The following is a 24,169-nucleotide window of genomic DNA, read 5'->3' as shown; positions in this document are numbered from 1 at the left end:
CTCAAAAAAAACGTCGTCAGGTCTTTACCTTCCCATGACTGGAACCCCCATATCCAGTCGCAGGAGGCACGATCCATGACTCGATTGCGATTCGAAGTAACCGGAATGACCTGCGGCGGCTGTGCCGGACGGGCAACGCGCGCGCTGGAAGGCGTCGAAGGCGTGGGCGAGGCAAACGTCAACCTCGCCAACCGGATGGCCACGGTCGAGACCGAAACCGGCGCCGGGGAGTTGCGCGACGCGCTCGAGACGGCCGGGTATCCTGCCGCTGAACAGCGCATCCGCCTGCGCATCGAAGGCATGAGCTGCGCCTCTTGCGTGGGCCGGGTGGAAATGGCGCTGGCCGCTTTGCCCGGCGTGCTGGAAGCGCGTGTTAACCTGACTGCGCAGACCGCCGAGGCACTGCTTCTGGCAGGCAGTGTCGATCCGCAGACCCTGGTCGAGGCCGTGACAGCGGCGGGCTACCCGGCCACGCCGTTGGACTCGGGTGAGACCCCCGATGCAACCGCCCGCCAGGCCGAGGAAGCCGCTGCACTGAAACGGCAAACCCTGATCGCGGGCGCCCTGACCCTGCCGGTCTTCCTCGGTGTCATGGGCGGCCACCTCGTCCCCGCCCTGCACCACTGGATTGACGCCACCTTGGGGCAAACGCTGTGGTGGACGGTACAATTCATGCTGACGACGCTGGTCCTGGTGGGGCCGGGCCGCCGGTTCTACCGCATTGGCCTGCCACTGCTGGTCAAGGGCGCCCCCGACATGAACTCGCTGGTCGCGCTGGGGACGCTGGCGGCATGGGGCTATTCCTCGGTTGCGCTCTTTGCCCCGGCGCTGCTGCCGGAATCCGCCCGGGCCGTCTATTTCGAGGCGGCTGCTGTGATCGTCACGCTGATCCTCATGGGCCGCTGGCTGGAAGCGCGCGCCAAGGGGCGCACCGGCGCCGCCATTCGCCACCTGCTCGACCTGCGTCCCGACATGGCCCGCGTCGAACGCGACTTCGGAACCGCAGAAATTCCATTTACTGAACTGCAGACCGGCGACATCCTGCAGGTCCGCCCCGGCGAACGGATCGCCACGGATGGCATCGTGATCTCGGGCCGGTCCTTTGTCGAGGAAAGCATGGTCACCGGGGAACCTGCCCCGGTCGAGAAATCCGAAGGCGCGCAGGTCATCGGCGGTACGGTCAACGGCGCCGGCGCGCTGCGTGTACGGGCCGAGGCGGTGGGCGCCGACACGGTCCTGTCGCGCATCGTCTCGATGGTGGAACAGGCGCAGGGCGCGCGGCTTCCGATCCAGGCGCTGGCCGACAAGGTGGTGCTGTGGTTCGTCCCCGCGGTGCTGGTCATCGCCGCCCTCACGGTCCTCGCCTGGCTGATCTTCGGGCCCGGCCTGACCTTTGCGCTGGTCGCCGGTGTCTCTGTCCTCATCATCGCCTGCCCCTGTGCGATGGGCCTGGCCACGCCGGTCTCGATCATGGTGGGCACTGGGCGCGCGGCCGAACTGGGCATCCTGTTTCGCAAAGGCGAGGCGCTCCAAAGGCTGGATGGCGCCAAGGTGATCGCCTTTGACAAGACCGGTACACTGACCGAGGGTCGCCCCGCACTGGTGCACAGCGAACCCGCGCCCGGGTTCGATGCGGACACGGTCCTGCGCCTCGCCGCCGCCGCCGAACAGGGTTCGGAACATCCCATCGCCCGCGCCCTGGAGAAAGCCGCAGGTCCAGCCCCTGCCGCCCAAGAGGTCGAGGCCATTCCCGGACACGGGTTGCGCGCGCGGGTCGAAGGCCACGCCGTTCTGGTCGGCAATGCGCGGCTGATGGCGCGCGAGAACATCAACATGACCCCGCTCTCCGACGCTCTGCACCAGATGGAACGTGCCGCCCAGACCCCGGTGCTGGTTGCCGTGGACGGCATGCTGGCCGGCGCCTTCGCGGTGGCCGACCGGATCAAGCCCGGCGCCCGCACTGCCGTGGACGCCCTGAAACGGGCCGGCATACGCGTGGCCATGATCTCGGGCGATGCGCGGCCCGTAGCCGAGGCCATCGGCGCAGACCTGGGCATCGACCAGATCCAGGCCGAGGTGCTGCCCGAAGGCAAACTGGATGCCGTGCGCGAACTGCGTGACCGCTTTGGCCCCGTGATCTTTGTCGGGGACGGCATCAACGACGCGCCCGCCTTGGCAGAGGCAGATGTCGGCCTTGCCATCGGCACCGGCACAGATGTCGCCATCGAAAGCGCCGACGTGGTGCTGTCCTCAGGGGCGGTCGCCGGGGCCGTCAATGCGCTGCATGTCAGCCGGGCAGTGATGCGCAACATCCGGCAGAACCTGGTCTGGGCCTTCGGCTACAACGTGGCGCTGATCCCTGTTGCGGCAGGCCTGCTGTATCCGCTGACCGGCATGTTGCTCTCGCCCATGCTGGCGGCTGGCGCGATGGCGCTGTCCTCGGTCTTTGTCCTGACCAACGCATTGCGCCTGCGCGGGCTGCAAGGGGCGCTTGGCGACGCCCCCGCCGCCACAGAGCCCCAAACCCGGGAGGTAACGGCATGAACATCGGAGAGGTCGCGGAACGGGCCGGACTGCCGGCCAAGACGATCCGTTACTACGAGGACATCGGCCTGGTGAAACCGCCGCGCGACGCCAACGGCTACCGCGCCTTTCGCGACAGCGATCTGCACAAACTGGCCTTTCTGGCGCGGGCCCGCGCGCTGGGGTTTTCGATCGAGGACTGCCGCGTTCTTGTCGGCCTCTACCAGGACGATCACCGTGCCAGCGCCGACGTCAAGCGTGTGGCCGAGGAACACCTTACCCGGATCGACGAAAAGATCGCCCAGTTGCAGGGGATGCGCGATACGCTGGCGACCCTGGTTGATGCCTGCCACGGCGATGACCGTCCTGATTGCCCGATCCTCAAGGACCTGGCCGAAGGGAACTAGTCCGCACCCGCGCCCTGCGCCACCGGCGCCATCGGCAGCGGATCAGGGCGCAGGAAACTCTCCATATGGCCACGAGACAGTTCCCAGTGTTGCAGGGCCAGGTCGGCGGCTTGGTCCGCTGCGCCGGTTTCGATGGCGCCGATCAGGGCCTCGTGCTGCTGCACGGCCTTCTTGACCAGCTTGCGCGCTTTCTTGGTGCCGGGGCTGTAGAGTCCGCGGCTGAGGCGGGTCTGGTCGATCAGCAACCGGTTCAGCGCGGGCAGCATGTAGGGGTTCGCCGCCATCTCGCCGACCTGCGCATGAAACCCGTGATCCGCGAGCGCCGCCGCCCCGTCGTCCGCGCTTTCCAGGGCCTGCTGGAACCGCAGTTGCGCCGCCTTCAGCGCCTCCAGCCCCTCGCCACCCCGGACCTCGGCCGCCAATCGCGCAGCCGTGGCCAGGATCAGCGGTGCGGTCTGCAGGAACGCCCGCAAACTCGCAAGCTCTAGCGAAACGACCCGGGCGCCCCGGTTTGCCTCCAACCGCAGGTATCCTTCGCCCGCCAGGACCTGAAAGATCTCACGCAGCGGCGTGCGTGACAGGCCGAAATCGGCGGCAATCCGGCCCTCGTCCAACTCTGTCCCCGGCGGCAGGTCCTGCAACAGGATCCGTTCTCGCAGCGCCTCGCGGCAGATTTCCTTTGGGCTGGCAGTCATCGCGTTTCGTCCACAGGACGCCTCAATACATTCTGGATACGAAAAGTATGCAGTATGTATAGGCTGAAAGCCACGCCATTACGTGTGTCGTCTCTGGAAAACTCCCCGGGCAAGGTCATCAAGGCGGGCCGCACCGGTCCCGTCCGCCCGGTCCTGCGACAAAACTCAGTGCGAATGACCCGCGTGGCCGTGCTGGCGTGCGTCTTCCGCCTCGATCACGACATCGATCTCCAGTTCCCCGGCCGAGGTCAGCAGGATCACTTCCCAGTGGTGCCCCTCTTCCAGCACTGCCTCAAGCCCGTCGAAACGGATCGCCAACCCGTCCGGCGCCAGCGCCAGCTGCCGACCAGGGGCCACCGGGATCGGCGGCAAGGTCTCGAACCCCATTTCGCCGCCCTTCATGCGAAAGCCGACCAACTGCCCTTCCACGCCGCTGTCCAGCCGTGCGCCCAGGATCTCGACCGGGGCCGCGCCTTCGTTGTGCAGATCCATGAACAGCAGCGCGTGATCATGATCGGTGGCATTGGTCCAAGGATGCAGGATTTCCAGCCCGCCGATTTCAAAGGCGTGGGCCGGCTCATCGTGGTCATGCCCCTCTTCGGCCAGAACCGGGGTGGTCATCAGCAACAGTGCGGCAAGCAGGTGTTTCATTGGCGTAGGTTCTCCACTACGGGGCGCGTCAGGACGACAAGCGCCGGAACTAGCGACAAAAGAGACATGGCCGACAGAAAGCCCAGCGCCAGGTTCACCTCGGCCCAGGTGATCGACGCGGTCACCAGGATATCGGTCCGTTGCGTCACGATCCGCGACAGGACCAAGGCCGCGGCATAGCCGAACGCCAGCCCAAGCGCCGTTCCCGCCACCAGCAGCGTGACGCCATACCCCCAGACCACCGCCATGACAAAGCGGCGCGGCGCCCCCAGCGCCCGCAGCATCGCCAACTGCCGCTGGAACAGGCGTGTGAGGATGAACAGGCCCAACAGGACAGAGGCCGCCACCAGCACCTGGGTCACGATGGACATCACCGACATGGCCTGCCGCACGTCCCCCATAACCCGGTAAAGATCGGCCAGAACGGTGCCCGGGAAAAAGGCCATCGTCTCACCGGCCACGGTGAATTCCGACCGCAGCGCGTAATTGGCCCAGAGCTCTCCGGCATGAACGATCACCGCCGGGGTGCCCGGGAACAGCTCGGGGGTGAAGGGAGGGCCGATCCTGTCGCCCTCTTCGAAGGTGTGGCCATTGGCCAGGCCATGAACCTCCCAGACGGTCTCGACCGGGATCAGGATCGCGCGATCCCAGGGCGAGCCGCTGCGCGCCATCCGCCCGACCACCTCTATCTCGACCCCTTCATGGGCCTCGGCATCTGCGCCACTGCCCCGGCCGTGGGCTGGCGTGAACCTATCGCCGATCTGCAGGTCGATGGCCGCCCCGACCACGGCCTCGCCGGAGCGGGCGAATATCCGCCCTTCGATCCGGCCATCGCTGAGGTAGGTAACAAAATCCGTGATAGTTCCGACCACCGGCGCGCCGTCGTGGCTGTCACCAAAGGCGATGGGCGCCGCGATCTGTACCTGGGGGTGGTTGGCAATCCGGTCATAGGCCACCCCATCCAGCAGGGGCACGGCACTGGGCTGCAGAAAGACCGCCGCCAGCATCATGGTCAGTTCCGATCCGGGCGCGGTCACCACCAGGTCGAATTTCTCCGCCGCCTGCGCGCTGCCGATCCGCAGCCCGCGCTCTTGCGCGATCAGCCCGATGCCCATGCCGGTCGACACGGCGATCAACAGGATGAACAACAGGTTGGCCCAGCGAAACCGCCACATCAGCGCGCGGACCAACGGCAGGGGGCGGAATCCCCGCATCAAAACGCCCCCGATCACCAGCAAAGGCAGCAAGAGTGCCCCGGCAATGATCAGGTCCTGCGCCAGGACGGGGAGGCTGTCCCAACTGTCCCTCATGCGGCCTGCACCCCGGTATCCTCCGTCACTTGCCCGTCCTCGATCGTCAGCACGCGGTCCAGTCGTTCAAGCAGGTGGGTATCGTGGCTCACCGCGATCAGGGTCTTGCCGCCAGCGCGCGCCAGGCCGGTCAGATCTTCGATCAAGGCATCGGCAGCCCTGCGGTCCAGACTTGCGGTCGGTTCATCGGCGAGCAACAGGCCCGGATCGGTTGCCAGCGCACGCGCAATGGCCACCCTTTGCCGCTCGCCGCCGGAAAAGGACCCGACCGTGCGGGTGCCCTCCGGCACGCCCAGCCGGGCCAGCGCCTTGGCGGCACGGGCGCCGATTGCCTCTCGGTTACGGCGTGGCTTGAAAAGGCCTGAAAGCCCCGCGTTGTCCTGCGGCGACAGTTCTTCGAACAACAGGAAGTCCTGAAAGATCAGGCCCATGTTCCGTGCGCGAAAGGCGGTTCGGCGTTCCGGCCGCAGGCGGGGCAGGTCCACCTCTCCCCAGCACAGGCGCCCACGCGCCTCGATCAGGCCGCTGAGGGCGTGCAGGAATGTCGATTTCCCGGCGCCTGACGGGCCGCGAATGCCGATAAGGGCGCCCGCCGGTGCGGAAAGCTCGGCAACCGTCAAAAGCATCCGGCGGCCTGCGCGCACCTCCAGGTCAGAGATTTGCAGGGGCATTGCCATCAGAGCACTGCTCCTCGTGCGCCGCCTAACCTGTAGTCCCCATGATCAGGCAGGGCGCTTGCGGTCACGACTGCGAGAAAAAGGGACGGCATGAGGCGGCACGGCATTCCAATTGGGAGAAAATTCTTCCCCCGTTTCGTTATGTTATAACGTACATTCCGCGCCGTCGCTGTCAAGCCTCACCCAAAAGCGGCATCATAGGCAGCCACCAGTTCCGCGGCGCGCGTCTTGACGTCCGCGGCAGTGCGCCCGGGCTTGTACAGGCTTGATCCGATACCGAACCCCGTGATCCCGGCCTTTTGCCAGTCGATGAAATCCTCTGGCCCGACACCGCCCACGGCATAGGTCGCGGCCTCGGTCGGCAGCACCGCCTTGAGTGCCGAGAACCCGTCGAGCCCCAGCTTGAACGCTGGAAAGAACTTCAACCCGTCGGCGCCGTTGCGCAGGGCGGTAAAGGCCTCTGTCGCGGTAAAAACGCCCGGATAGGACAAGAGCCCCGCCGACTTGGCCGCAGCAATCACGCGCGGATTGCAGTCGGGCGAAACCACCATGCCCGCCCCCAACGCCGCAAGTTGCCCCACCTCGACCGGGTCCAGAACCGTCCCTGCCCCGATCAGCGCCTTGTCGCCCGCATGGGCGATCATCCGCCGGATGCTCTCGAACGGGTCGGGGGAATTCAGCGGCACCTCGATCTTGGTGATCCCGGCTTCGATCAACGCCTCAGTGACAGGGGCGGCCTCATCCGGGGTCAGGCCGCGCAGGATGGCGATGAGCTCTCTGGTCATGTCGGGTCCTTCATCTGGTGGTATGCTGCGGTCAGACCGGCAAGCGTTACATCCCCGGCGGGCAGCAGGCGGGGTTGCACACCCTGCGGCTCGAGCGCCGTGGCATAGGCGGTGGCAAGCGCGTCCTCGCCCAGGATCACCACCTCCTGGCCCAGCCAATAGGGGCGCGCCGCGGCAAGTTCCGCCCCGATCAGCAGGCCCGACAGGCGCGCGCGGGATGCTGCCGATCCGGTCGCGTGCAACAGCGCATCGGCGCGCAGGGTAAACAACGAGGCGGCAAGTCCGGCGGGGCGGGACAGCGAATCGCTGACCGCGCTGGCAAAGACCTCTGCATCCCAGCCCTCGTCGGTCATCGTGTGACGCAGGACCGACTGGTTGCTCAGAAGGGCGAAAAGTTCACCTGTCATGAAGGTCCGGAAGGACACGATTTCCCTGGCGCTGATGTGGGCCCACTTCGTATGCGTTCCCGGCAGGCAAAGAACGCCGTCAAAGCGCGGCTCCTGCGCCAGGAAGCCGGCGATCTGGGTTTCCTCTCCGCGCATGACATCGGCAGGGCGGTCCTGCTGGACACCGGGAAGGATCTGCACCGACAGGCGAGGATCCTGCACCGGCGGACGGATCCCGCGAACCGGCGGCTCACAGGGGACGGCGGCATACGGCGCCTCTGCCCACCCCTGACGCGCACCCGCCATGCCGCAGATAACCACCGGCACGGTCGTATCGGGCAGGCGAACCCCAAGGAGGTCCAGCAGCGTCGGCTCGAAGGCGTCGGGCGCCAGGCGCGACATGCCACGGTCGGACTCGATCAACTCCAGCGGACGGTCCTCTGCATCCATCGGCCAGACCCGCAATCGCGAGGTCCCCCAGTCCACGGCAATCCACGAGAGTGCATCTGTCGGCATGGTCCCTGCTCCCTTCCGATCCTTGCGCCGAACATGGTCCGGCCTCTCCAATGACCCTGCCAAGCGTCCGGATGCAAGCCCCGCGCGGGTTGACATCGCCGCCCGAAGCGCGCGCTATCGCCCCGAACCCGACCGGAGGAGACCCAATGTCCCAGCTTTTCTCGCTTGCCGACCGACGCGCGCTTGTCACCGGATCCTCACAAGGGATCGGATACGCCCTTGCGCAGGGCCTGGCCGAGGCCGGCGCCGAGATCGTCCTGAACGGACGCGATGCGGGCAGGCTGGCCAAGGCCGCCGAAACCCTGCGCGGCACCGGCGCAACGGTGCATGAGCTTGCCTTCGATGCCACTGACCATGACGCCGTTCGCGGGGCGGTCGACGGGTTCGAGACAGAACACGGCGCCATCGACATCCTGGTGAACAACGCCGGCATGCAGCACCGGACCCCGCTGGAGGATTTCCCCGCCGAGATGTTCGACAAGTTGCTGCAGACCAACGTCGCCAGCGTCTTTCACGTCGGCCAGGCCTGCGCGCGGCACATGATCGGGCGCGGGCGTGGCAAGATCATCAACATCGCCTCTGTCCAGACCGCCCTCGCCCGGCCCGGCATCGCTCCCTACACGGCGACCAAGGGCGCGGTCGGCAACCTGACCAAGGGCATGGCGACCGACTGGGCCCGCCACGGACTGCAGTGCAATGCCATCGCGCCGGGCTATTTCGACACACCCCTGAACGAGGCCCTGTTCAACGACCCCGAGTTTTCCGCCTGGTTGGAAAAGCGCACGCCCGCGGGCCGCTGGGGCAAGGTCGAGGAACTGGTGGGGGCCTGCGTCTTCCTGTCCTCGGATGCCTCCAGCTTTGTGAACGGGCACACGCTGTTTGTCGACGGCGGCATCACCGCCTCGATCTAGGCTCAGGCGGCAGGGAACCGCGCGCGTGTGCGGTTGGCAAAGGCCACCAGCGATAGCATCACCGGCACCTCGACCAGCACGCCCACGACCGTCGCCAGCGCCGCGCCCGAATTGAGACCAAAGAGGCTGATGGCGACGGCCACGGCCAGTTCAAAGAAGTTCGACGTGCCGATCATCGCGCAGGGCGCCGCGATCCGGTGCGGCACCTTCAGCGCATAGGCTGCGCCATAGGCCAGCGCAAAGATGCCGTAGCTTTGCACCAGGATCGGCACGGCAATCAGAACGATGACCAGGGGCCGGGCCAGGATCACCTCGCCCTGCAGGCCAAAGAGAATGGCCACCGTGGCGATCAGTCCGACCACGGACCAGGGTTTGACCCGCGCGGTGAACCTCTCGACCGCTTGCTGGCTGCCCAATGCCCGCCGCGTCAGCAACCCCGCGATCAGCGGCAGCACGACATAGAGCACCGTTGCCAGGACCAGCGTTTCCCAAGGCACGGAAATCTCTGTCACGCCCAGCAGAAAGGCGACGATGGGTGCAAAGGCAAAGACCATGATGATGTCGTTCACCGACACCTGCACCAGCGTATATGTCGCGTCCCCACGGGTCAGCTGGGACCAGACAAAGACCATCGCGGTACAGGGCGCGGCCCCCAGCAGGATCAGCCCGGCGGTGTATTGCGCGGCATCCTCGGGCGCGATCCAGGGGGCAAAGACATAGTCGAAGAACAGAACCGCCATCAGCGCCATCGTGAACGGCTTGATCAGCCAGTTGACCGCCAGCGTCACGATCAGCCCCTTTGGCTGCCGCGCCACGCCGGAAATCGCGCCAAAATCGACCCCGACCATCATCGGGAAGACCATTGCCCAGATCAGCACCGCGACGACCAGGTTGATGCGGGCGACCTCGGCCGCCGCGATGGCCTGCACCAGACCGGGGGCCATCACGCCGATGCCCAGGCCCACCAGCATGGCCAATGCCACCCAGAGGCTGAGATAGCGTTCAAAGGTGCCCATCGCGGGATCGGCGGTTGTATCGGTCATTGGTCGGGCTCCATGTCGGTTGGCGCGGTTGGCGCACAGGTGATCCGGTCCAGGAACGGCTGGCAAAGCTCGGGTCGACCGCCGCAGCAGTCCTCCATCAGGAAGGCCAACAGTCCGCGCATCGCATCGATATTCGCGAAATAGCGCACCGACCGTCCCTCGCGCAGAGAGCGCACAAGGCCGGCCCCGGACAAGATGTTGAGATTGTTTGACAGGGTGTTGGGACGGATGCTCAACCGCTCCGCGAGTTGGCCTGCGGTCACGCCCTCGGGGCCAGCGTTGACCAGCAGGCGGAACACGTCGATCCGCGCGTCATGCGCCAGGGCAGAGAGGGAGGCAATGGCATCAGTCTTTTCCATAATTCATGTATATTCGAATTAATGGCGTTCGCAAGACGTCGTCCGCGTTCTTTTCGTTCGAAGAAGGGAGGCTGCGTCGATCTCTCCGGAAACGAAAAAAGGGCCCCAAGAGGGCCCCGACGCACTGGATGATCAAATTGGTCGGAGTGAGAGGATTCGAACCTCCGGCCCCTGCCTCCCGAAGACAGTGCTCTACCAGGCTGAGCTACACTCCGACCGTGGCGGGCGGGATAGCCCAGCGCCGGGGCTTTGGCAAGGCTCAATCGTGCGCTTGCTGCGGGTCTTTCGCGCGTGCCGCCTGGTCTTTCCTGAAAAATCGCACACGGGGCACCATCCCCGTCTCGAACCGGGTCCGGGACCGCAGCACCGGGCGGTTGGTCGAGGATTTTCCGCCCTCCCGCAGCACGATGTAGGTGCCGCTGGCGATGATGATTCCCGCACCCGCCGCCGTCCAAGCGTCAGGGTACTCGTTGAAGAAGATCGCCCCGGTGAAGACCGCCCAGAGAATCTGCGAATACTGCATCGGGGCAACCACCACGGCCTCGCCCGCCTTGTAGGCCATGATGACCAGCGCCGAGGCCGCAAAGGCCATGACCGACATCAACGCCAGCCCGCCCAGTTCCAGGGCCGGCATCGGCTTGTAGACAAAAGGCAAAGCCGCGCCCATGATCATGAAATTGGTCAGGATCGGGTATAGCAGCATCACGACGCTGCGTTCGTCATGGCCGATCTTGCGCACGATGATCGAGGCCAGCGAACTGGCAAAGGCCGCGACCAGCGCCGCCAAATGTCCCAGGCTCAGTTCGGTGGTCCCCGGACGCAGAACCACCAGAACGCCGCAGAGGCCGACGACCACCGCAATGCCGCGGCGCAGGCCCACCTGTTCGCCCAGGATCGGGATTGCCAGCAGCGTGATCAGCAGGGGGGCGGCAAAGAGAATCGCATAGACCTGCGCAAGGGGCAGAACGGAAAAGGCGTAAAAAGCCGACAGGCCGGTAGCGACTGCGGACAGGGTCCGCACCAACAGCCACCAGGGATGTACCGGGCGCAATGTCCCGGGCTGCGATTCGCGGATCAGGAGCAGCGTCACCAGCGGAAAGGAGAACAGCCCGCTGAAAAAGACGATCTGGACCGGGCTGTAACTGGCCCCCAGCCACTTCACGATGACGTCGTGAAGCGAGAACACCCCGAAAGCGAGCAGCGCCAAAAGGGCGCCTTTGGCGTTATGAGACATCCGGAATCCGTAATGCTGAGTGAATTGGCACCGCGTGTTATCGCTATCACAGGATGATTGCGCCCGGAACGCAAGGGGGACAGGCGCATCTTCGCCCGGTCAGGGGCAGGGCTGGTCCGTCCAGCCGTCGCTGTTGCCGCGCCTACAGCGTTGACGATGACCGAAGGCAACGAGCTGCCACCCGCCATCGGCGCGGACGAACTCGAACCGGCGCTGAAGGGCTCGGGTCGAATCATCGGCCAGGCCGTCCTCCGAGACCTCGATGATCAGCCGTCCGTCCGTGATCTCTGCGGTCAGCTCCAACCGGGGCAGCCCCTCACCTTCACCCGGAAACCCAAGGACCAGGTCCTGGACCAGGGACATCGGCATGTCCGTCACCTGGGCTGGGGGCGCACGGAAATCGGAATAGTCGGGCAGGATCTGGACCTCTTCGGCGACGAGGGGCGACGCAAGCAGGCAGGCGATCAAGGCGGGACGCATCATGGGCAGAAACCTTTCGGGCCGGACAGGATGATCCTGTCCGGCCCGAGCATCCCTGTCGAGAGGGAAATTTCTTACAGCGAGGCGTCCAGAGCGGCGACGATGGCGTCGCCCATCTGGCTGGTCGACACCGGATCGACCCCTTCTTCGCCCAGCAGGTCCGCGGTACGTGCACCGTCGGCCAGCACTTTTTCCACGGCCTGTTCCAGGCGCGTCGCCTCGTCACCGAGGTCAAAGCTGTAGCGCAGCGCCATCGCGAAAGACAGGATACAGGCGATCGGGTTCGCCTTTCCCTGACCGGCGATATCGGGCGCGGACCCATGCACCGGCTCGTACAGCGCCTTGGGGCGGCCATTGGCCATCGGCGCGCCAAGACTGGCCGAGGGCAGCATGCCAAGGCTGCCGGTCAGCATGGCGGCGGCATCGGACAGCAGGTCGCCGAACAGGTTGTCGGTCACGATCACGTCGAACTGCTTGGGCCAGCGGCACAGCTGCATGGCGCCCGCGTCGGCGTACATGTGGCTCAGCTCGACCTCGGGGTAGTCCTTGCCCACCTCGGTCACCACCTCGCGCCAGAGCACACCGCTTTCCATGACGTTGGCCTTTTCCATCGAGCACAGCTTCTTGTCGCGCTTCATGGCCAGTTCGAACGCGGACCGCGCCACGCGGTCGATTTCCGACTCGGTGTAGCGCTGGGTATTGATGCCCACTCGCTCGTTGCCTTCCTCGATGATTCCGCGCGGCTCGCCGAAATAGATGCCGCTGGTCAGCTCGCGGACGATCATGATGTCGAGGCCCGCAACCACGTCCGGTTTCAGCGACGAGAAATCCGCCAGCGCGTCAAAGCACTGGGCCGGGCGCAGGTTGGCGAACAGGTCCATCTCCTTGCGCAGGCGCAGCAAGCCGCGCTCGGGCTTCACGCTGAAATCCAACACGTCGTATTTCGGGCCGCCGACGGCACCCAGCAGAACCGCGTCCACCTCTTGCGCCTTGGCCATCGTATCATCGTGCAGCGGCATTCCGTGCGCGTCATAGGCCGCGCCGCCCACCAGATCCTCGGACACGTCGAAGGCCAGGTCGCGCTTTGCGCCATACCAGTCGATGACCTTGCGGACCTCGGCCATGACCTCGGGGCCGATGCCGTCGCCCGGCAGGATGAGAAGCGAAGGGTTGGACATGGTCGGGCTCTCCTATTCGTGACGTCAGGCCCGTAGCGCGCGAGGGCACTCTGGTCAATATCACCCCGCTTGTTACGGCCCGACATGAACCGAAAGGCCCTCGGCCAGCGCCTCCCAGACGCGGCGGAGTCGCGGCGTGTTCCGGACCGCCTCATGCGCGGCCAGCCAGAGCGGCAGACTCGGCAGCGGGATCTGCGGCAGCACCCGTTCCACCAGCGGTTCGTCGTCACCGATGCTGCGCTGGGCAAAGCCGATCCCGCAGCCTGCCTTGATCAACTCCCAATAGACGGGGTGGTGATCGGTGCGGGTGGCAAACCAGTCCCGCTGCGCGTCCACACCCATCTCTCGCATGCCGCGCAGGATCAGGTCAGAGCGGTCATACCCAACCAGGTCGTGGTCAAGGAACGCCTCGAAGGTGTCCGGCCGACCCCGGCGCGCAATATAGGATTTCGCCGCGTAGATCCCCAGCGGCAAGTCGCCCAAGTGGCGCGTGACAATGTCCAGTTGTTCGCTACGGTACATGCGGACGGCGATATCCGCCTCACGGTACAACAAGTTCTCGGACCGGTCCGTGGGGACCAGCTCGATGCTGATTTCCGGTTCCGCCTCACGCAATTTCGCAAGGATCGGCGGCAGATGGTATTGCGCGGTAAAGACGCTGGCGGTGATCCGCACGGGACCGGAGAGTGTCTCTGCCCGCCCTGCGGCCGCAAGGCTGAGCCCCCGCATCCCTTCGGCCATCCTCCTTGCATGGGGCAACAACTCGGCGCCGGCGTCGCTGAGCGCGAGTCCGCGCGGCTGGCGGCGGAACAATTCCAACCCCAGAGTGGTCTCGATCTGACGAACCTGCCGCCCAGCGGTAGGTTGCGAGATCCCCAGTCGTCGTGCTGCCTCTGACAGTGACCCGGTTTCGGCCACGGTCAGGAAGGTCTGGACCAGCGACCAGTCAAGCTTGGTGACAATTGCATCCATTCATTCATGAATACATGAGATGCGGATTCTGGCAATTCCTCAAATCTGGCGAATGAGGCACCATGGGTGGCATGTCAGATGGAGGATCGTCAGATGACGGGCAATGTGCTGATCCTGGGCGGCAGCGGGCGGTTCGGACGTCACGCGGCAGAGGCTTTCTGGAACGCGGGCTGGCGGGTCACGCTGTTCGACCGCGGGCAGGACGACCTGGCGCAAGCGGCGCGGGGGGTGGATATCATCGTGAATGGCTGGAACCCGGCCTACACAGACTGGGCCACGCAGGTTCCGGGTCTGACCGAACAGGTGATCGCGGCGGCGCGTGCCTCGGGCGCGACGGTGATCGTTCCCGGCAATGTCTATGTCTTCGGCAAGGATGCGCCAGAGGCATTTGACCCCGGTGTCCCCCATGCGGCGCGGAACCCCCTGGGCCGCGTACGGATCGAGATGGAACAGACCTACCGCGACGCGGGCATCCCCGTGATCCTGCTGCGCGCCGGGGATTTCCTGGACACCGCGGCTTCGGGCAACTGGTTCGACCTCCAGATGGCGCCCTCGTTGAAAAAGGGTGTGCTGACCTATCCCGGCGACCCGGCCGTACCGCATGCCTGGGCCTTCCTGCCCGACATGGCCCGCGCCGCCGTGGCCCTGGCGGAGCGGCGCGAGATGTTGCCTCGGTTCGCCGAAGTGAATTTCCCCGGATATACGCTGACCGGGCAGGACATGGCCGGTCTGATCGGTGGCACCCTGAAACGCCAGGTGCGGGTCAAGCGCATGGCGTGGTGGCCCGTCCGCCTGGCTGCGCTGGTCTGGCCCCTTGGCGCGAAACTGGTCGAAATGCGCTATCTCTGGGACAAGCCGCATCACCTGACCAAGGACAGTTTCGACGCGCTCTTGCCGGACTTTCGATCGACCCCGGTGGACGACGCACTGGCCGCTGCCGTGGCGCCGGTCCTCAAGGCAGGGTCAGATCGACCCAGACGAGGCCATGCGGGCCAAGATCCGGCGACGGTGGCGTGACGCCACTGTCGATGACAGACAGTTGCCGGTCCGGCAGGACATAGCTGACCCGCATCGGCCCCGTGCTGTCCCAGGTCACGGTTTCCGCATCGGGCATCGGATCCTGCAGGCGCGCGTGTTCCAGCACCCGGCGCGCGGCCGCTTGCAGACCATTGCCGCGTGCGGGATCAAGGTTGAGGTTTCCGATCACCACGACAGGTGCGTCGGGAACGGACCCCAACTTGCCGTCCAGCGCATGGGTCCAAAGCAGAACCTCATCCCGGTTGCGACGCCCATTCCGATCCTCGGGGCCGTCGAAGACCGGGGGGGTTGCCGCCAGTGTCAGCAAAGTCAGCCCGCCCTCGGGCGTTGCCACGCGCAGTGCCCAATGTGCTGAACTGGACAGGCGCTGCACGTCCTGGGCCGGATCGTCGGGGGCAATCGCGCTGTCAGGCACGTCCTTCCACAAGAGCGCGGAGTGATCGGCCCCAAGTTCCACCGGATAGCGCGAGAGCAAAGCCATCCCGCCCTGCCCTGCGAACCATCCGAACCCCTGCGCATCGCGCGGACCGCCACGGTAGCCGTCGCCGTCGATGTCCAGCGCCGTCGCCATTCCCGTATTCGGCCGCAGGGCAAAGAGATGCGAATAGCGCAGTCCCTGGTCCAACAGAAGGTCACGCAGTTTTCCCAACGTGGCCTGTCCGGCGTCATAGTCGATGTCGGTCAAGAGCAGGATGTCCGGACCAGTCGCAAGAATCGGCGACAGGTCAGGCGGCGCCTTTTCCAGGTCCGCCAGCATCAGTCCCGGTCCCTTGCGGCTGAAATCGCCGTGCCAGGTGGCAAGGCGCACCGGGTCGGCACAGGCCGCCCAAGCCACCAGGATGTAGCTGAAAAAGAGGATCAGACCGCCTGCAGATCCGCCTGCGCGTAGGCGCGGCGGCGTTTTTCCTCGATCAGGTCGGCGATGCGCATCAGCGCAACCCCCCTCATGATCAAGCTTGCCGGCAAAAAGGCCCATGCGCTCATTGTCCAGATCAGTGTTTGCGGTTCGGCCCAGGACAAGGTCGTCACATGAACCCCGGCGGCCTTCAGCAGCGCCGGAATCAAGAATGGCAGCAGGAACCCTAAGGCTACGTTAACGTGGCTGTCCCGGCGCAGTCGTCGCAGGATGTCGCCACCGGCGGTGGGATCATAAAGCGGCAGGTTGATCCAGAAATTGAAGGCACCGCGCCCCAGGGGCCAGTTCAGGATCCGCACAAGCGCCACAAACACCAGGATGGTGACAAGGGAAATGACATAGGCCAGCCCCGCAAGCGGGCGGATCTCTTCGATCATGCCCTCACCAGGTACCGCCAGCAGCATCAGGTGCACGGGCGAAAAGGAGAAATCCATCGCCTCTCCTATCCCACGGCCAAAGGCAATCAGACCGTCTGTCAGAGGCGAGGGCAGGACCGCGCCGCGGCAGATCAGCGTCAAAAGGATTACCGTCAGCGCAAGCGAGAAGAAGCGGATGCGATTGAACGGCGGGGCCGAGCGGAATTCGATCAGCGAGGGCGCGTCGGCCAAGTATTCCACGAGGGTCAGGATGGCGGCCACGAGGCCGATCAGTGCTATGATCTGGGTGGTCTCGGCACGGGTTCCGGGCATCAGCAACGCAGGCGTCGCCACGAGCAATACAACAAGGAATGCCCGCGCCCCGGCGGCCACCATTCGCGTGATCACAGTTCTGCCCTTTCGTTCCGGACGGGAGCGATACGATGCCGCGCCCTTGTTCCATCCCGAGCCCGCGCTTGAAGACGGGTTGCCTCAATCTTGCCCAAGTTTTGCCCCTTTCCCCCGGATCGCTCAAGCATTCAAGGGAGGCTTGCTCAGATTCATGTCCCTTTCGGGGAGTCACTGGTGCGGGATTGCATCAATTCTGCGGCACAAAAAAGGCGCGTTAAGAACACACCGCAATATCTTGGGGGAAAAGAAAAAACTGCCACAAGAGGCCTGCCCGAAATTCGGGCCATCCATTAACCCGGCGTTAGCGAGTGTGGCGATCACGGCCCTTGGGAGAGCCGGAAACGCCCCCGCCACGGACCGCGGCGGGGGCGAGAGTCTCGGGATCAGACCCAGGGACGTGCCTGCGCAGCCTGCGCCTCGAAGGCGTCGATCGCGGGCGCCTTTTCCATCGAGAGGCCAATGTCGTCCAGGCCTTCGAGCAGGCAGTGCTTCTTGAACGGATCGATCTCGAAGCTGAAGCTCTCGCCGTCCGAGGTCGTGACGGTCTGTGCCTCCAGATCGACGATCATGCGCGCGTTGGAACCCTTTTCGGCGTCCTTCATCAGCACGTCCACGGCCTCTTGCGGCAGTTTGATCGGCAACAGGCCGTTCTTGAAGCAGTTGTTGTAAAAGATATCGGCGAATGAGGTCGAGATGATCGCCTTGATGCCAAAATCCTTGAGCGCCCAGGGCGCGTGTTCCCGCGAGGAACCACACCCGAAGTTGTCGCCCGCGACAAGGATCTCCGTTTCGCGGTACTGCGGCTGGTTCAGCACGAAATCGGGGATCTCGTTGCCCTGCCGGTCATAGCGCATCTCGTCGAAGAGATTCACGCCGAGACCCGACCGCTTGATGGTCTTCAGAAAGACCTTGGGGATGATCATGTCGGTGTCGATGTTGACCAGCGGCATGGGCGCCGCGATCCCGGTGAGTTTTTCGAACTTTTCCATCGGTCAGGATCCTCAGGCGTTTTCGGTCATCAGCGCGCGCACATCGGTCAGGTGACCGGTCAGCGCGGCAGCAGCGGCCATGGCGGGCGACACGAGGTGCGTGCGCCCCTTGTAGCCTTGGCGGCCCTCGAAGTTGCGGTTCGAGGTGGAGGCACAGCGCTCACCCTCGGACAGCTGGTCGGGGTTCATGGCGAGGCACATGGAACAGCCTGCAAGGCGCCATTCGAAACCCGCCTCCTTGAATATGTCGGCCAGGCCTTCTTCTTCGGCCTGCGCACGGACAAGGCCCGACCCGGGCACGATCATCGCACGCATGCCGTCCTTGATCTTTTTCCCCTTCACGACCTCGGCAGCGGCGCGCAAATCCTCGATCCGGCCATTGGTGCAGGAACCGATGAACACGGTGTCGATCTGGATGTCGGTCAGCGGCGTGCCGGGCTTGAGGCCCATGTAGTCCAGCGACCGCTGTGCCGCGGCAACCTTGCCACCCTTGAAGCTGTCGGGCGCGGGAACGACCGCCGAGATCGGCAGCGCGTCCTCGGGCGAGGTGCCCCAAGTCACGGTGGGTTCGATCGACTCGCCGGGGATGGTCAGCACCTTGTCCCAATGCGCGTCATCGTCCGAATACAGCGTCTTCCACCAGTTGAGCGCGGCTTCCCACTGGGCGCCCTTCGGCGCGTGGGGGCGGCCCTTGACGTATTCGAACGTGGTTTCGTCCGGCGCGATCAGGCCAGCGCGGGCGCCACCTTCGATGGCCATGTTGCAGATGGTCATGCGGCCTTCCATCGAGAGGTCGCGGATCGCTTCGCCGCAATACTCGATGACATAGCCGGTACCGCCGGCGGTGCCGGTTTCGGCAATGATGCGCAGGACGATGTCCTTGGCGGTCACACCGGGCGCCAGCTTGCCGGTGATCTCGACCTTCATGTTCTTGGACTTGGATTGGATCAGCGTCTGGGTGGCCAGGACGTGCTCGACTTCTGACGTGCCGATGCCATGTGCCAGCGCGCCGAAAGCGCCATGCGTGGCGGTGTGGCTGTCGCCGCAGACCACTGTCATGCCCGGCAGGGTCCAGCCCTGTTCGGGGCCGACGATGTGCACGATGCCCTGACGGATGTCCGACACAGGGTAATAGTGAATGCCGAATTCCTTGGCGTTCTGGTCCAGCGCGGCCACCTGGATGCGGCTGTCCTCGGGCATCTGGTCGGGATTCTCACGGCCCTGCGTGGTGGGCACGTTGTGATCCGGCACGGCGATGGTCTTGTCCGGCGCGCGCACGGAGCGGCCCGCCATGCGCAGACCTTCGAAGGCCTGCGGGCTTGTCACCTCGTGCACGAGGTGGCGGTCGATGTAGATGAGGCTGGTGCCGTCTTCGTCCTCGTGGACGAGATGGGCATCCCAGATCTTGTCATAAAGCGTCTTGGGGGACATCGGTCCTCTCCCGTTGATTGGCGAATGGCTTGTCGGAAGGGTGGCGCGGGCACGCGCCGGGCAATTCAGGCGCGCGCCTGTAGCCGGGCCAGCACGGTATGCGTGGCGCCGTAGAAACGTTCGCGCAAGCGCGCGCGGTCTGTCCTGTCGACATGGGGTTTCATGATCCCGCCTGATACAGCCTCGCACAGATTCCCGCAAGAGAGCGCCGACGCCCGTCAGGGCCGCTCTTAAAGGACGTGGACCCTTGCCGCTCGCACCACCTGGCGGATACGCGGCAGGGTTCCTGACCCGCCGTGAAACACACCCCCAGGCATGCCCGACGTTGGCAGCCTGTCCACACCATGACAAAGAAACATTCAGCGGCGGCGGTTTGCCGGGCAAGGGTCACATGGCCGCTCCGGCCTGTGGACAAACTGACGCGGCCCCCTTGTTGCATGACAGGATCTGGCCCATTTTCCAGCGGTCCGCGGGAAAATACCGCGCAAGACTTCCGAAAATCTTGATCCGTGTGCCGGGGCATTGCGTACCCGTTGCATGAGGAAATGAGGCATCCGATGCGCAGCGCATTGAACATCGTCAACCTTGGCCTGATCGCCGTGCTGATCGTGGCAGCGTTCAGCGTGCAGGCCCGTGTGGAATCAAGCGGGATCACCCCGCTGACCGTTCTGGTCGAGTGACGCCGGGACACCGGTCGCCCTGTCAGGCGGACCGGCCCCACGGGTGCCAGCGCCGCGCCGCCCCAAGGGGCGGCGTCATTCGTTTTCAGGAATTGCCGGAACGATCAGGTCGCATCGGCCCAGAGGTCGGTCGAAAGGTATTTCAAACCGCTGTCGCACAGCACGATCCCCACGGTACGGCCCTGTTCAGGCCCGCGTAGCAGTTCCGCCGCCGCAGCAAGGTTCGCGCCCGAGGAATAGCCGGCAAACAGACCCTCTGTCCGTGCCAACAGGCGGGCGTGCTCTCGGGCCTGATCGCCGCTGACGGACAGGGTTCCCGACAACGGGGCGTCCCGCAGATGCACCAGGTCCGCCATGCCATAGCCGCCGCCCTGGATCGGGTGATCCGGCTGCGTGGTATCACCGCCGGCGATGGCCTCGGCGCCGCGAGGTTCCACCGCATAGCAACGCACGCCCCTGGGGGCGAGAAACCGCGCCGTGCCCGCCAGCGTCCCGCCGGATCCGACAAAATCCGCAAAGACCTCGATCACGCCCCCGGACTGCGTCCAGAACTCCGGCCCGGTGCCGGTTTCATGCGCCGCGGGGTTGCCCGGATGGCCGAACTGATCGGCACGAAAGGCGCCTCGGTCCCGCGTGATACGCTGCGCCGCCTCTTCGACCCGCGCAAGATCTGCGCCCGAGACCTGGCCCGGCGTACTGCCCGGCGCCTGATCGATCAGCTCCACCTCGGCGCCCAGCGCCGCCATCATGCGTGCCCGTTCGACCGAGTTGCCCCGGCTCATTACCGCGATAAAGGGATGGCCCAGGATCCCGCAGACGATGGCCAGCCCGGTGCCCATGTTGCCCGAGGTCAGCTCGACCACCGGCTGCCCGGGCTGCAACGCGCCCGCGTCTCGCGCCGCCTCGATGATGGCGCGGGCCGCCCGGTCCTTCTTGGAAAACCCCGGCAACAGGAAATCGGGCTTGGCCAGGATGCGGCCCTCGACCCCAAGCGCCGCGCAGGCGCGGGTGAGGTCGACAAGCGGCGTGTTTCCGATAGCCTCGATGGCAGAATTCAGGATCATGGCGCGAAGCTGCGCCGCCCTCGGCCACAAGTCAAGCAAGCCAGAGGGTTGCACGGTGCCCCCTTTGCAATAGTCTTTGACTGCCCGAACCCGCACCGACGGAAGGTGACATGGACCCACAGGAACCGCTGCCGCTGGACCCCGAGGCGCTGATCGGCCTCTGGGAATTCCTGCTGGCCGAAGGCGAGTTGCTGTGGCGACAGGCCATGCGGCCCTGGACCACCTACCAGATCGGGATCATTCTCGCCGTCTTCCTGCTGGCCTGGGTTCTGCGTGCCCTCATCCGACCGCGCTATTCCGAATGGCTGCGCAGCCGCGAGAACTGGCCGAAATGGCGGTTGCGGATCGGCCTGATCGTGCAGCGACGGATGCGGATGATGCTGTTCGTCGCGATGATCTGGATCGCTTTCCTGGTGATGAAGGAACTCACCTGGTCATACCGGTCGCTGTTGCTGCGGGTGGTGGCGAACCTGTCGACAGCCTGGCTGTTCATCGCTTTCGCGACTCGGTTGATCGCGAACCCGGCACTGGGCGTGGTGGTCCGCTACGGCGCCTGGACCTGGGCCACGCTGTCGATCCTCGGCTGGACCGACGAGGCGGAAAGCACGCTGGAATCCATTGCCATCACGATGGGAGAGACGCGGCTTTCGATGTGGTTGATCATCAAGGCCGTTGTCAGCATGGCAGTGCTCTTGGCCCTGGCCCGGCTGATGGCGGGTGCCTCGGCGGCCTCGATCCGGCGGAACACCGCGATCAGCCCCTCGATGCAGGTGCTGGCGGTCAAGGTCCTGCAGGTGATCCTGTTCGGCTCTGCCTTCTTCATCGCGCTGAAATCGGTGGGGGTGGATCTGACCGGCCTGGCGGTGCTGTCCGGCGCCATCGGCGTGGGCCTTGGCTTTGGCCTGCAAAAGGTGGTGTCCAACCTCGTGTCCGGCATCATCATCCTGCTCGACAAGTCGATCAAGCCCGGAGACGTCATCAGCCTGGGCGAGACCTTTGGCTGGATCGAGTCACTGGGCGCGCGCTATGTCAGCGTGGTCACGCGCGATGGCCGGGAATACCTGATCCCGAACGAGGACCTGATCACCGGGCAGGTGGTGAACTGGTCGCATTCCAATGATTTCGTGCGGCTCGACATCCATTTCGGCACCTCCTACCAGGACGACCCGCATGAGGTGCGCCGCATCGCCATTGCCGCCGCACAAAGCGTCGACAGGGTGCTCAGCCACAAGCCCCCTGTCTGCCACATCATAGGCTTTGGCGATTCCTCGGTGGACTATGTCCTGCGCTTCTGGATCACCGACCCCACGGGCGGGCTGACCAATATCCGGGGCAACGTCTACCTCGCCCTCTGGGACGCCTTCCAGGCCAACGGCATCTCGATCCCCTTCCCGCAGCGCGAGGTGCGGGTGCTGAAGGATGAGGGCCCGGCCCCGCCAGTCATCGACTGACACACGCGACCGGGAGCTTCAGCCGATCACTTCGCCGACCAGCATCTGTGGCTGGCAATCGGTGAATTTCGGAATGTCGTCCAACAGCGGCTGCGCCTTGCCCATGCCCTCTTTCAACGCGGCGCCATCCTTGAACACCAGCGTCGCGATGGCATGAAAGCCGGGCGGCGTGTCTGGCCCGCCGGACAACCCCTTGGTGGCAAGGGCGGTCTTGAGGTAGGGCCCCCAGATCTCGGTCACCATCGGAAGGTGCGTGCTGACGTAGTAGTCATGGTCGAAATGAGTGCCCTCCGTGGCCGGATAGAGCACCTGAACGCTGTTGGCCATTGCGCTTCCTCCCAGTTGTTCGTCCGGTTTACCACAAGTGGCGTGCCGTTACGTCTCAATTTGCAAACCCGCCCTGAGGGCTGACAAACCCATGTCGCACGCGCATAGTCCCCCCATATTCAGGAGGGGACCATGAGCGAAGATATCGTCATCCTGAGCGGTGCGCGCACCGCCATCGGCACGTTCGGCGGCAGCCTTGCAGGCACGCCGCCCATTGACCTCGGGACAGTGGCGGCCCAGGCCGCGCTGGAGCGTGCGGGCGTCGACGGAGGGCAGATCGGGCATGTGGTGTTCGGCCATGTCATCAATACCGAACCGCGCGACATGTACCTTAGCCGCGTGGCGGCAATGCAGGCAGGCATCCCTGACAGTACCCCGGCCATGAACGTCAACCGGCTTTGCGGGTCGGGCGCTCAGGCGATCGTCTCGGCGGTGCAGTCGCTGATGCTGGGGGACGCGGATTTCGCGCTGGCCGGCGGGGCCGAGGCCATGTCGCGGTCTCCCTTTGCCATCACCGATCAGCGCTGGGGCGCCAAGATGGGCGACGTCAAGACGCTGGACATGATGTTGGGCGCGCTGAACTGCCCCTTCGGCACCGGCCACATGGGCGTGACGGCAGAGAATGTCGCCTCGGAACATGACATCAGCCGCGCGGCGCAGGACGCCTTTGCGCTGGAAAGCCAGGAACGCGCGGCCAAGGCCATTGCCGAGGGACGTTTCGCCGAGCAGATCGTGCCGGTGCAGGTGCGCAAGAAGCGCGACATGGTGGACTTCGACACCGACGAACACCCCAAGGCCACGACGCTGGAGGCGCTGTCTGGCCTGCGCGCGGTGTTCCAGAAGGACGGCAGCGTCACGGCGGGCAATGCCAGCGGCATCAACGACGGCGCGGCGGCGCTGGTGCTGGCGCGGGCCTCGGCAGCCGAAAGCGCGGGCCTGAAACCCCGGGCGCGGGTGCTGGGCTATGCTCATGCCGGTGTGCGCCCCGAGGTCATGGGCATTGGCCCGGTCCCGGCGGTCGAGGCCCTGTTGAAGCGGACCGGCCTGACGGCAAGCGATTTCGACGTGATCGAATCGAACGAGGCCTTCGCGGCGCAGGCGCTGGCCGTGAACAAGGAACTGGGGCTTGATCCGTCAAAGGTGAACCCCAACGGCGGCGCCATCGCCCTGGGCCACCCGGTCGGCGCGACGGGCGCGATCATCACGGTCAAGGCGCTGCATGAACTGGAGCGGATCGGAGGATCCAGGGCGCTGATCACCATGTGCATCGGCGGCGGTCAGGGCATCGCGCTGGCGATCGAGCGGATCTGACGGAACCGACCACAAGTCGTCGCACAAAAGATCAAAGCCAAGTATGGGGGGGGGGGGGGGGGGGGGGG

General features: G+C 65.3%; 25 protein-coding genes and 1 tRNA gene. 7 read left to right on the top strand and 19 right to left on the bottom strand.

What is annotated here, in order from left to right; all coding sequences use genetic code 11:
* Nucleotides 1-75: 75 nt before the first annotated feature.
* Both RBB42_RS15005 and cueR read left to right on the top strand, forming a co-directional pair.
* The gene (locus RBB42_RS15005; protein WP_306043726.1) at nt 76-2,544 is read left to right on the top strand and encodes a heavy metal translocating P-type ATPase; all 2,469 of its coding nucleotides are present in this window, start codon (nt 76-78) and stop codon (nt 2,542-2,544) included.
* Nucleotides 2,541-2,930 (top strand): Cu(I)-responsive transcriptional regulator, encoded by a 390-nt coding sequence (cueR, locus tag RBB42_RS15000; RefSeq protein ID WP_305970175.1) that lies wholly within the window; start codon nt 2,541-2,543, stop codon nt 2,928-2,930. Before RBB42_RS15005 ends, cueR begins: the two co-directional genes overlap by 4 nt.
* Here the strand turns inward: cueR and RBB42_RS14995 are convergent.
* The 6 genes from RBB42_RS14995 to RBB42_RS14970 all read right to left on the bottom strand — a co-directional run bounded on the left by RBB42_RS14995 (nt 2,927) and on the right by RBB42_RS14970 (nt 7,950).
* Nucleotides 2,927-3,625 (bottom strand): GntR family transcriptional regulator, encoded by a 699-nt coding sequence (locus RBB42_RS14995; protein WP_305970174.1) that lies wholly within the window; start codon nt 3,623-3,625, stop codon nt 2,927-2,929. The genes cueR and RBB42_RS14995 overlap by 4 nt on opposite strands.
* A 165-nt stretch (nt 3,626-3,790) precedes the next feature.
* Nucleotides 3,791-4,276: a copper chaperone PCu(A)C gene (locus tag RBB42_RS14990; RefSeq protein ID WP_305970173.1), complete on the bottom strand. Its 486-nt coding sequence runs from the start codon at nt 4,274-4,276 to the stop codon at nt 3,791-3,793.
* Entirely contained in the window at nt 4,273-5,586 is a 1,314-nt protein-coding gene (locus RBB42_RS14985) for an ABC transporter permease (protein WP_305970172.1), read from the bottom strand. The genes RBB42_RS14990 and RBB42_RS14985 overlap by 4 nt, the downstream gene beginning before the upstream one ends.
* Nucleotides 5,583-6,263 carry an ABC transporter ATP-binding protein gene (locus RBB42_RS14980; protein ID WP_305970171.1) on the bottom strand — a complete coding sequence of 227 codons (681 nt, stop codon included), beginning with the start codon at nt 6,261-6,263 and terminating at the stop codon, nt 5,583-5,585. Before RBB42_RS14980 ends, RBB42_RS14985 begins: the two co-directional genes overlap by 4 nt.
* 179 nt (nt 6,264-6,442) lie before the next feature.
* Nucleotides 6,443-7,048 (bottom strand): 2-dehydro-3-deoxy-6-phosphogalactonate aldolase, encoded by a 606-nt coding sequence (locus RBB42_RS14975; protein WP_305970170.1) that lies wholly within the window; start codon nt 7,046-7,048, stop codon nt 6,443-6,445.
* Nucleotides 7,045-7,950, bottom strand: a complete 906-nt coding sequence (locus tag RBB42_RS14970; protein WP_305970169.1) for a 2-dehydro-3-deoxygalactonokinase — start codon at nt 7,948-7,950, stop codon at nt 7,045-7,047. The genes RBB42_RS14975 and RBB42_RS14970 overlap by 4 nt, the downstream gene beginning before the upstream one ends.
* 146 nt (nt 7,951-8,096) lie before the next feature.
* Between RBB42_RS14970 and RBB42_RS14965 the strand changes: the two genes are divergently transcribed.
* Complete coding sequence (locus tag RBB42_RS14965) at nt 8,097-8,861, top strand: SDR family oxidoreductase (protein ID WP_306043725.1); 765 nt, start codon at nt 8,097-8,099, stop codon at nt 8,859-8,861.
* 2 nt (nt 8,862-8,863) lie between these two features.
* Here the strand turns inward: RBB42_RS14965 and arsB are convergent, their stop codons facing one another.
* The 7 genes from arsB to RBB42_RS14930 form a co-directional block, all read right to left on the bottom strand.
* Complete coding sequence (gene arsB / locus RBB42_RS14960; RefSeq protein ID WP_305970167.1) at nt 8,864-9,904, bottom strand: ACR3 family arsenite efflux transporter; 1,041 nt, start codon at nt 9,902-9,904, stop codon at nt 8,864-8,866.
* Nucleotides 9,901-10,263, bottom strand: coding sequence for an ArsR/SmtB family transcription factor (locus RBB42_RS14955; RefSeq protein WP_305970166.1), 363 nt, complete (start codon nt 10,261-10,263; stop codon nt 9,901-9,903). The genes arsB and RBB42_RS14955 overlap by 4 nt, the downstream gene beginning before the upstream one ends.
* A gap of 138 nt (nt 10,264-10,401) precedes the next feature.
* Nucleotides 10,402-10,478 (bottom strand) — tRNA-Pro (locus RBB42_RS14950).
* Between the two features lie 44 nt (nt 10,479-10,522).
* Nucleotides 10,523-11,497, bottom strand: a complete 975-nt coding sequence (locus RBB42_RS14945; RefSeq protein ID WP_305970165.1) for a DMT family transporter — start codon at nt 11,495-11,497, stop codon at nt 10,523-10,525.
* 99 nt (nt 11,498-11,596) lie between these two features.
* The gene (locus tag RBB42_RS14940) at nt 11,597-11,980 is read right to left on the bottom strand and encodes a hypothetical protein (protein ID WP_305970164.1); all 384 of its coding nucleotides are present in this window, start codon (nt 11,978-11,980) and stop codon (nt 11,597-11,599) included.
* A gap of 71 nt (nt 11,981-12,051) precedes the next feature.
* Nucleotides 12,052-13,155, bottom strand: coding sequence for a 3-isopropylmalate dehydrogenase (gene leuB, locus RBB42_RS14935; RefSeq protein ID WP_306043724.1), 1,104 nt, complete (start codon nt 13,153-13,155; stop codon nt 12,052-12,054).
* Between the two features lie 72 nt (nt 13,156-13,227).
* The gene (locus tag RBB42_RS14930; RefSeq protein WP_305970162.1) at nt 13,228-14,127 is read right to left on the bottom strand and encodes a LysR family transcriptional regulator; all 900 of its coding nucleotides are present in this window, start codon (nt 14,125-14,127) and stop codon (nt 13,228-13,230) included.
* Nucleotides 14,128-14,205: 78 nt separating this feature from the next.
* On the opposite strand from RBB42_RS14930, the gene RBB42_RS14925 reads away from it, so the two are divergent.
* Nucleotides 14,206-15,144 carry a Rossmann-fold NAD(P)-binding domain-containing protein gene (locus tag RBB42_RS14925; RefSeq protein ID WP_305970161.1) on the top strand — a complete coding sequence of 313 codons (939 nt, stop codon included), beginning with the start codon at nt 14,206-14,208 and terminating at the stop codon, nt 15,142-15,144.
* On the opposite strand, the gene RBB42_RS14920 is transcribed toward RBB42_RS14925, so the two are convergent.
* From RBB42_RS14920 to leuC, 4 genes are all read right to left on the bottom strand, one after another.
* Nucleotides 15,080-16,000 carry an endonuclease/exonuclease/phosphatase family protein gene (locus RBB42_RS14920; protein ID WP_305970160.1) on the bottom strand — a complete coding sequence of 307 codons (921 nt, stop codon included), beginning with the start codon at nt 15,998-16,000 and terminating at the stop codon, nt 15,080-15,082. The two genes, RBB42_RS14925 and RBB42_RS14920, sit on opposite strands and share 65 nt — an antisense overlap.
* A 23-nt stretch (nt 16,001-16,023) precedes the next feature.
* The gene (locus RBB42_RS14915) at nt 16,024-16,845 is read right to left on the bottom strand and encodes a hypothetical protein (protein ID WP_371931832.1); all 822 of its coding nucleotides are present in this window, start codon (nt 16,843-16,845) and stop codon (nt 16,024-16,026) included.
* 386 nt (nt 16,846-17,231) lie between these two features.
* On the bottom strand, nt 17,232-17,837 hold the full coding sequence (gene leuD / locus RBB42_RS14910; protein ID WP_306043723.1) for a 3-isopropylmalate dehydratase small subunit: 606 nt from the start codon (nt 17,835-17,837) through the stop codon (nt 17,232-17,234).
* A 12-nt stretch (nt 17,838-17,849) separates the two neighbouring features.
* On the bottom strand, nt 17,850-19,268 hold the full coding sequence (leuC, locus tag RBB42_RS14905; protein WP_305970158.1) for a 3-isopropylmalate dehydratase large subunit: 1,419 nt from the start codon (nt 19,266-19,268) through the stop codon (nt 17,850-17,852).
* A 557-nt stretch (nt 19,269-19,825) separates the two neighbouring features.
* Here leuC and RBB42_RS14900 point away from each other — a divergent pair.
* A complete protein-coding gene (locus tag RBB42_RS14900) occupies nt 19,826-19,948 on the top strand; it encodes a hypothetical protein (protein ID WP_263281699.1) in 123 nt (40 codons plus the stop codon).
* 104 nt (nt 19,949-20,052) lie between these two features.
* On the opposite strand, the gene RBB42_RS14895 is transcribed toward RBB42_RS14900, so the two are convergent.
* Entirely contained in the window at nt 20,053-21,012 is a 960-nt protein-coding gene (locus tag RBB42_RS14895) for a PLP-dependent cysteine synthase family protein (RefSeq protein WP_305970157.1), read from the bottom strand.
* Between the two features lie 110 nt (nt 21,013-21,122).
* Between RBB42_RS14895 and RBB42_RS14890 the strand changes: the two genes are divergently transcribed.
* Nucleotides 21,123-22,463 (top strand): mechanosensitive ion channel family protein, encoded by a 1,341-nt coding sequence (locus RBB42_RS14890; protein ID WP_305970156.1) that lies wholly within the window; start codon nt 21,123-21,125, stop codon nt 22,461-22,463.
* An 18-nt stretch (nt 22,464-22,481) separates the two neighbouring features.
* Here the strand turns inward: RBB42_RS14890 and RBB42_RS14885 are convergent, their stop codons facing one another.
* Nucleotides 22,482-22,790 (bottom strand): EthD family reductase, encoded by a 309-nt coding sequence (locus RBB42_RS14885; RefSeq protein ID WP_305970155.1) that lies wholly within the window; start codon nt 22,788-22,790, stop codon nt 22,482-22,484.
* 132 nt (nt 22,791-22,922) lie between these two features.
* On the opposite strand from RBB42_RS14885, the gene RBB42_RS14880 reads away from it, so the two are divergent.
* Nucleotides 22,923-24,101 carry an acetyl-CoA C-acyltransferase family protein gene (locus tag RBB42_RS14880; protein ID WP_305970154.1) on the top strand — a complete coding sequence of 393 codons (1,179 nt, stop codon included), beginning with the start codon at nt 22,923-22,925 and terminating at the stop codon, nt 24,099-24,101.
* The last annotated feature ends 68 nt before the right edge of the window (nt 24,102-24,169 follow it).

Source organism: Mameliella sp. MMSF_3455 (genome assembly GCF_030733205.1).
Lineage (GTDB): Bacteria > Pseudomonadota > Alphaproteobacteria > Rhodobacterales > Rhodobacteraceae > Antarctobacter.
This window is presented reverse-complemented; position numbering and strand designations above follow the sequence as displayed.

Excerpts from the sequence above, each read along its gene's own strand:
- RBB42_RS14970 (WP_305970169.1), bottom strand. The coding sequence starts at position 7,950 with ATGCCGACAGATGCACTCTCGTGGATTGCCGTGGACTGGGGGACCTCG.
- RBB42_RS14930 (WP_305970162.1), bottom strand. The coding sequence starts at position 14,127 with ATGGATGCAATTGTCACCAAGCTTGACTGGTCGCTGGTCCAGACCTTC.
- leuB (WP_306043724.1), bottom strand. The coding sequence starts at position 13,155 with ATGTCCAACCCTTCGCTTCTCATCCTGCCGGGCGACGGCATCGGCCCC.
- RBB42_RS14880 (WP_305970154.1), top strand. The coding sequence starts at position 22,923 with ATGAGCGAAGATATCGTCATCCTGAGCGGTGCGCGCACCGCCATCGGC.
- RBB42_RS14940 (WP_305970164.1), bottom strand. The coding sequence starts at position 11,980 with ATGATGCGTCCCGCCTTGATCGCCTGCCTGCTTGCGTCGCCCCTCGTC.
- RBB42_RS14995 (WP_305970174.1), bottom strand. The coding sequence starts at position 3,625 with ATGACTGCCAGCCCAAAGGAAATCTGCCGCGAGGCGCTGCGAGAACGG.
- RBB42_RS15005 (WP_306043726.1), top strand. The coding sequence starts at position 76 with ATGACTCGATTGCGATTCGAAGTAACCGGAATGACCTGCGGCGGCTGT.
- RBB42_RS14900 (WP_263281699.1), top strand. The coding sequence starts at position 19,826 with ATGCGCAGCGCATTGAACATCGTCAACCTTGGCCTGATCGCCGTGCTG.
- RBB42_RS14985 (WP_305970172.1), bottom strand. The coding sequence starts at position 5,586 with ATGAGGGACAGTTGGGACAGCCTCCCCGTCCTGGCGCAGGACCTGATC.
- cueR (WP_305970175.1), top strand. The coding sequence starts at position 2,541 with ATGAACATCGGAGAGGTCGCGGAACGGGCCGGACTGCCGGCCAAGACG.
- arsB (WP_305970167.1), bottom strand. The coding sequence starts at position 9,904 with ATGACCGATACAACCGCCGATCCCGCGATGGGCACCTTTGAACGCTAT.
- RBB42_RS14955 (WP_305970166.1), bottom strand. The coding sequence starts at position 10,263 with ATGGAAAAGACTGATGCCATTGCCTCCCTCTCTGCCCTGGCGCATGAC.
- RBB42_RS14890 (WP_305970156.1), top strand. The coding sequence starts at position 21,123 with ATGGACCCACAGGAACCGCTGCCGCTGGACCCCGAGGCGCTGATCGGC.
- RBB42_RS14990 (WP_305970173.1), bottom strand. The coding sequence starts at position 4,276 with ATGAAACACCTGCTTGCCGCACTGTTGCTGATGACCACCCCGGTTCTG.
- RBB42_RS14885 (WP_305970155.1), bottom strand. The coding sequence starts at position 22,790 with ATGGCCAACAGCGTTCAGGTGCTCTATCCGGCCACGGAGGGCACTCAT.
- RBB42_RS14925 (WP_305970161.1), top strand. The coding sequence starts at position 14,206 with ATGGAGGATCGTCAGATGACGGGCAATGTGCTGATCCTGGGCGGCAGC.
- RBB42_RS14965 (WP_306043725.1), top strand. The coding sequence starts at position 8,097 with ATGTCCCAGCTTTTCTCGCTTGCCGACCGACGCGCGCTTGTCACCGGA.
- RBB42_RS14980 (WP_305970171.1), bottom strand. The coding sequence starts at position 6,263 with ATGGCAATGCCCCTGCAAATCTCTGACCTGGAGGTGCGCGCAGGCCGC.
- RBB42_RS14895 (WP_305970157.1), bottom strand. The coding sequence starts at position 21,012 with ATGATCCTGAATTCTGCCATCGAGGCTATCGGAAACACGCCGCTTGTC.
- leuD (WP_306043723.1), bottom strand. The coding sequence starts at position 17,837 with ATGGAAAAGTTCGAAAAACTCACCGGGATCGCGGCGCCCATGCCGCTG.
- RBB42_RS14975 (WP_305970170.1), bottom strand. The coding sequence starts at position 7,048 with ATGACCAGAGAGCTCATCGCCATCCTGCGCGGCCTGACCCCGGATGAG.
- leuC (WP_305970158.1), bottom strand. The coding sequence starts at position 19,268 with ATGTCCCCCAAGACGCTTTATGACAAGATCTGGGATGCCCATCTCGTC.
- RBB42_RS14945 (WP_305970165.1), bottom strand. The coding sequence starts at position 11,497 with ATGTCTCATAACGCCAAAGGCGCCCTTTTGGCGCTGCTCGCTTTCGGG.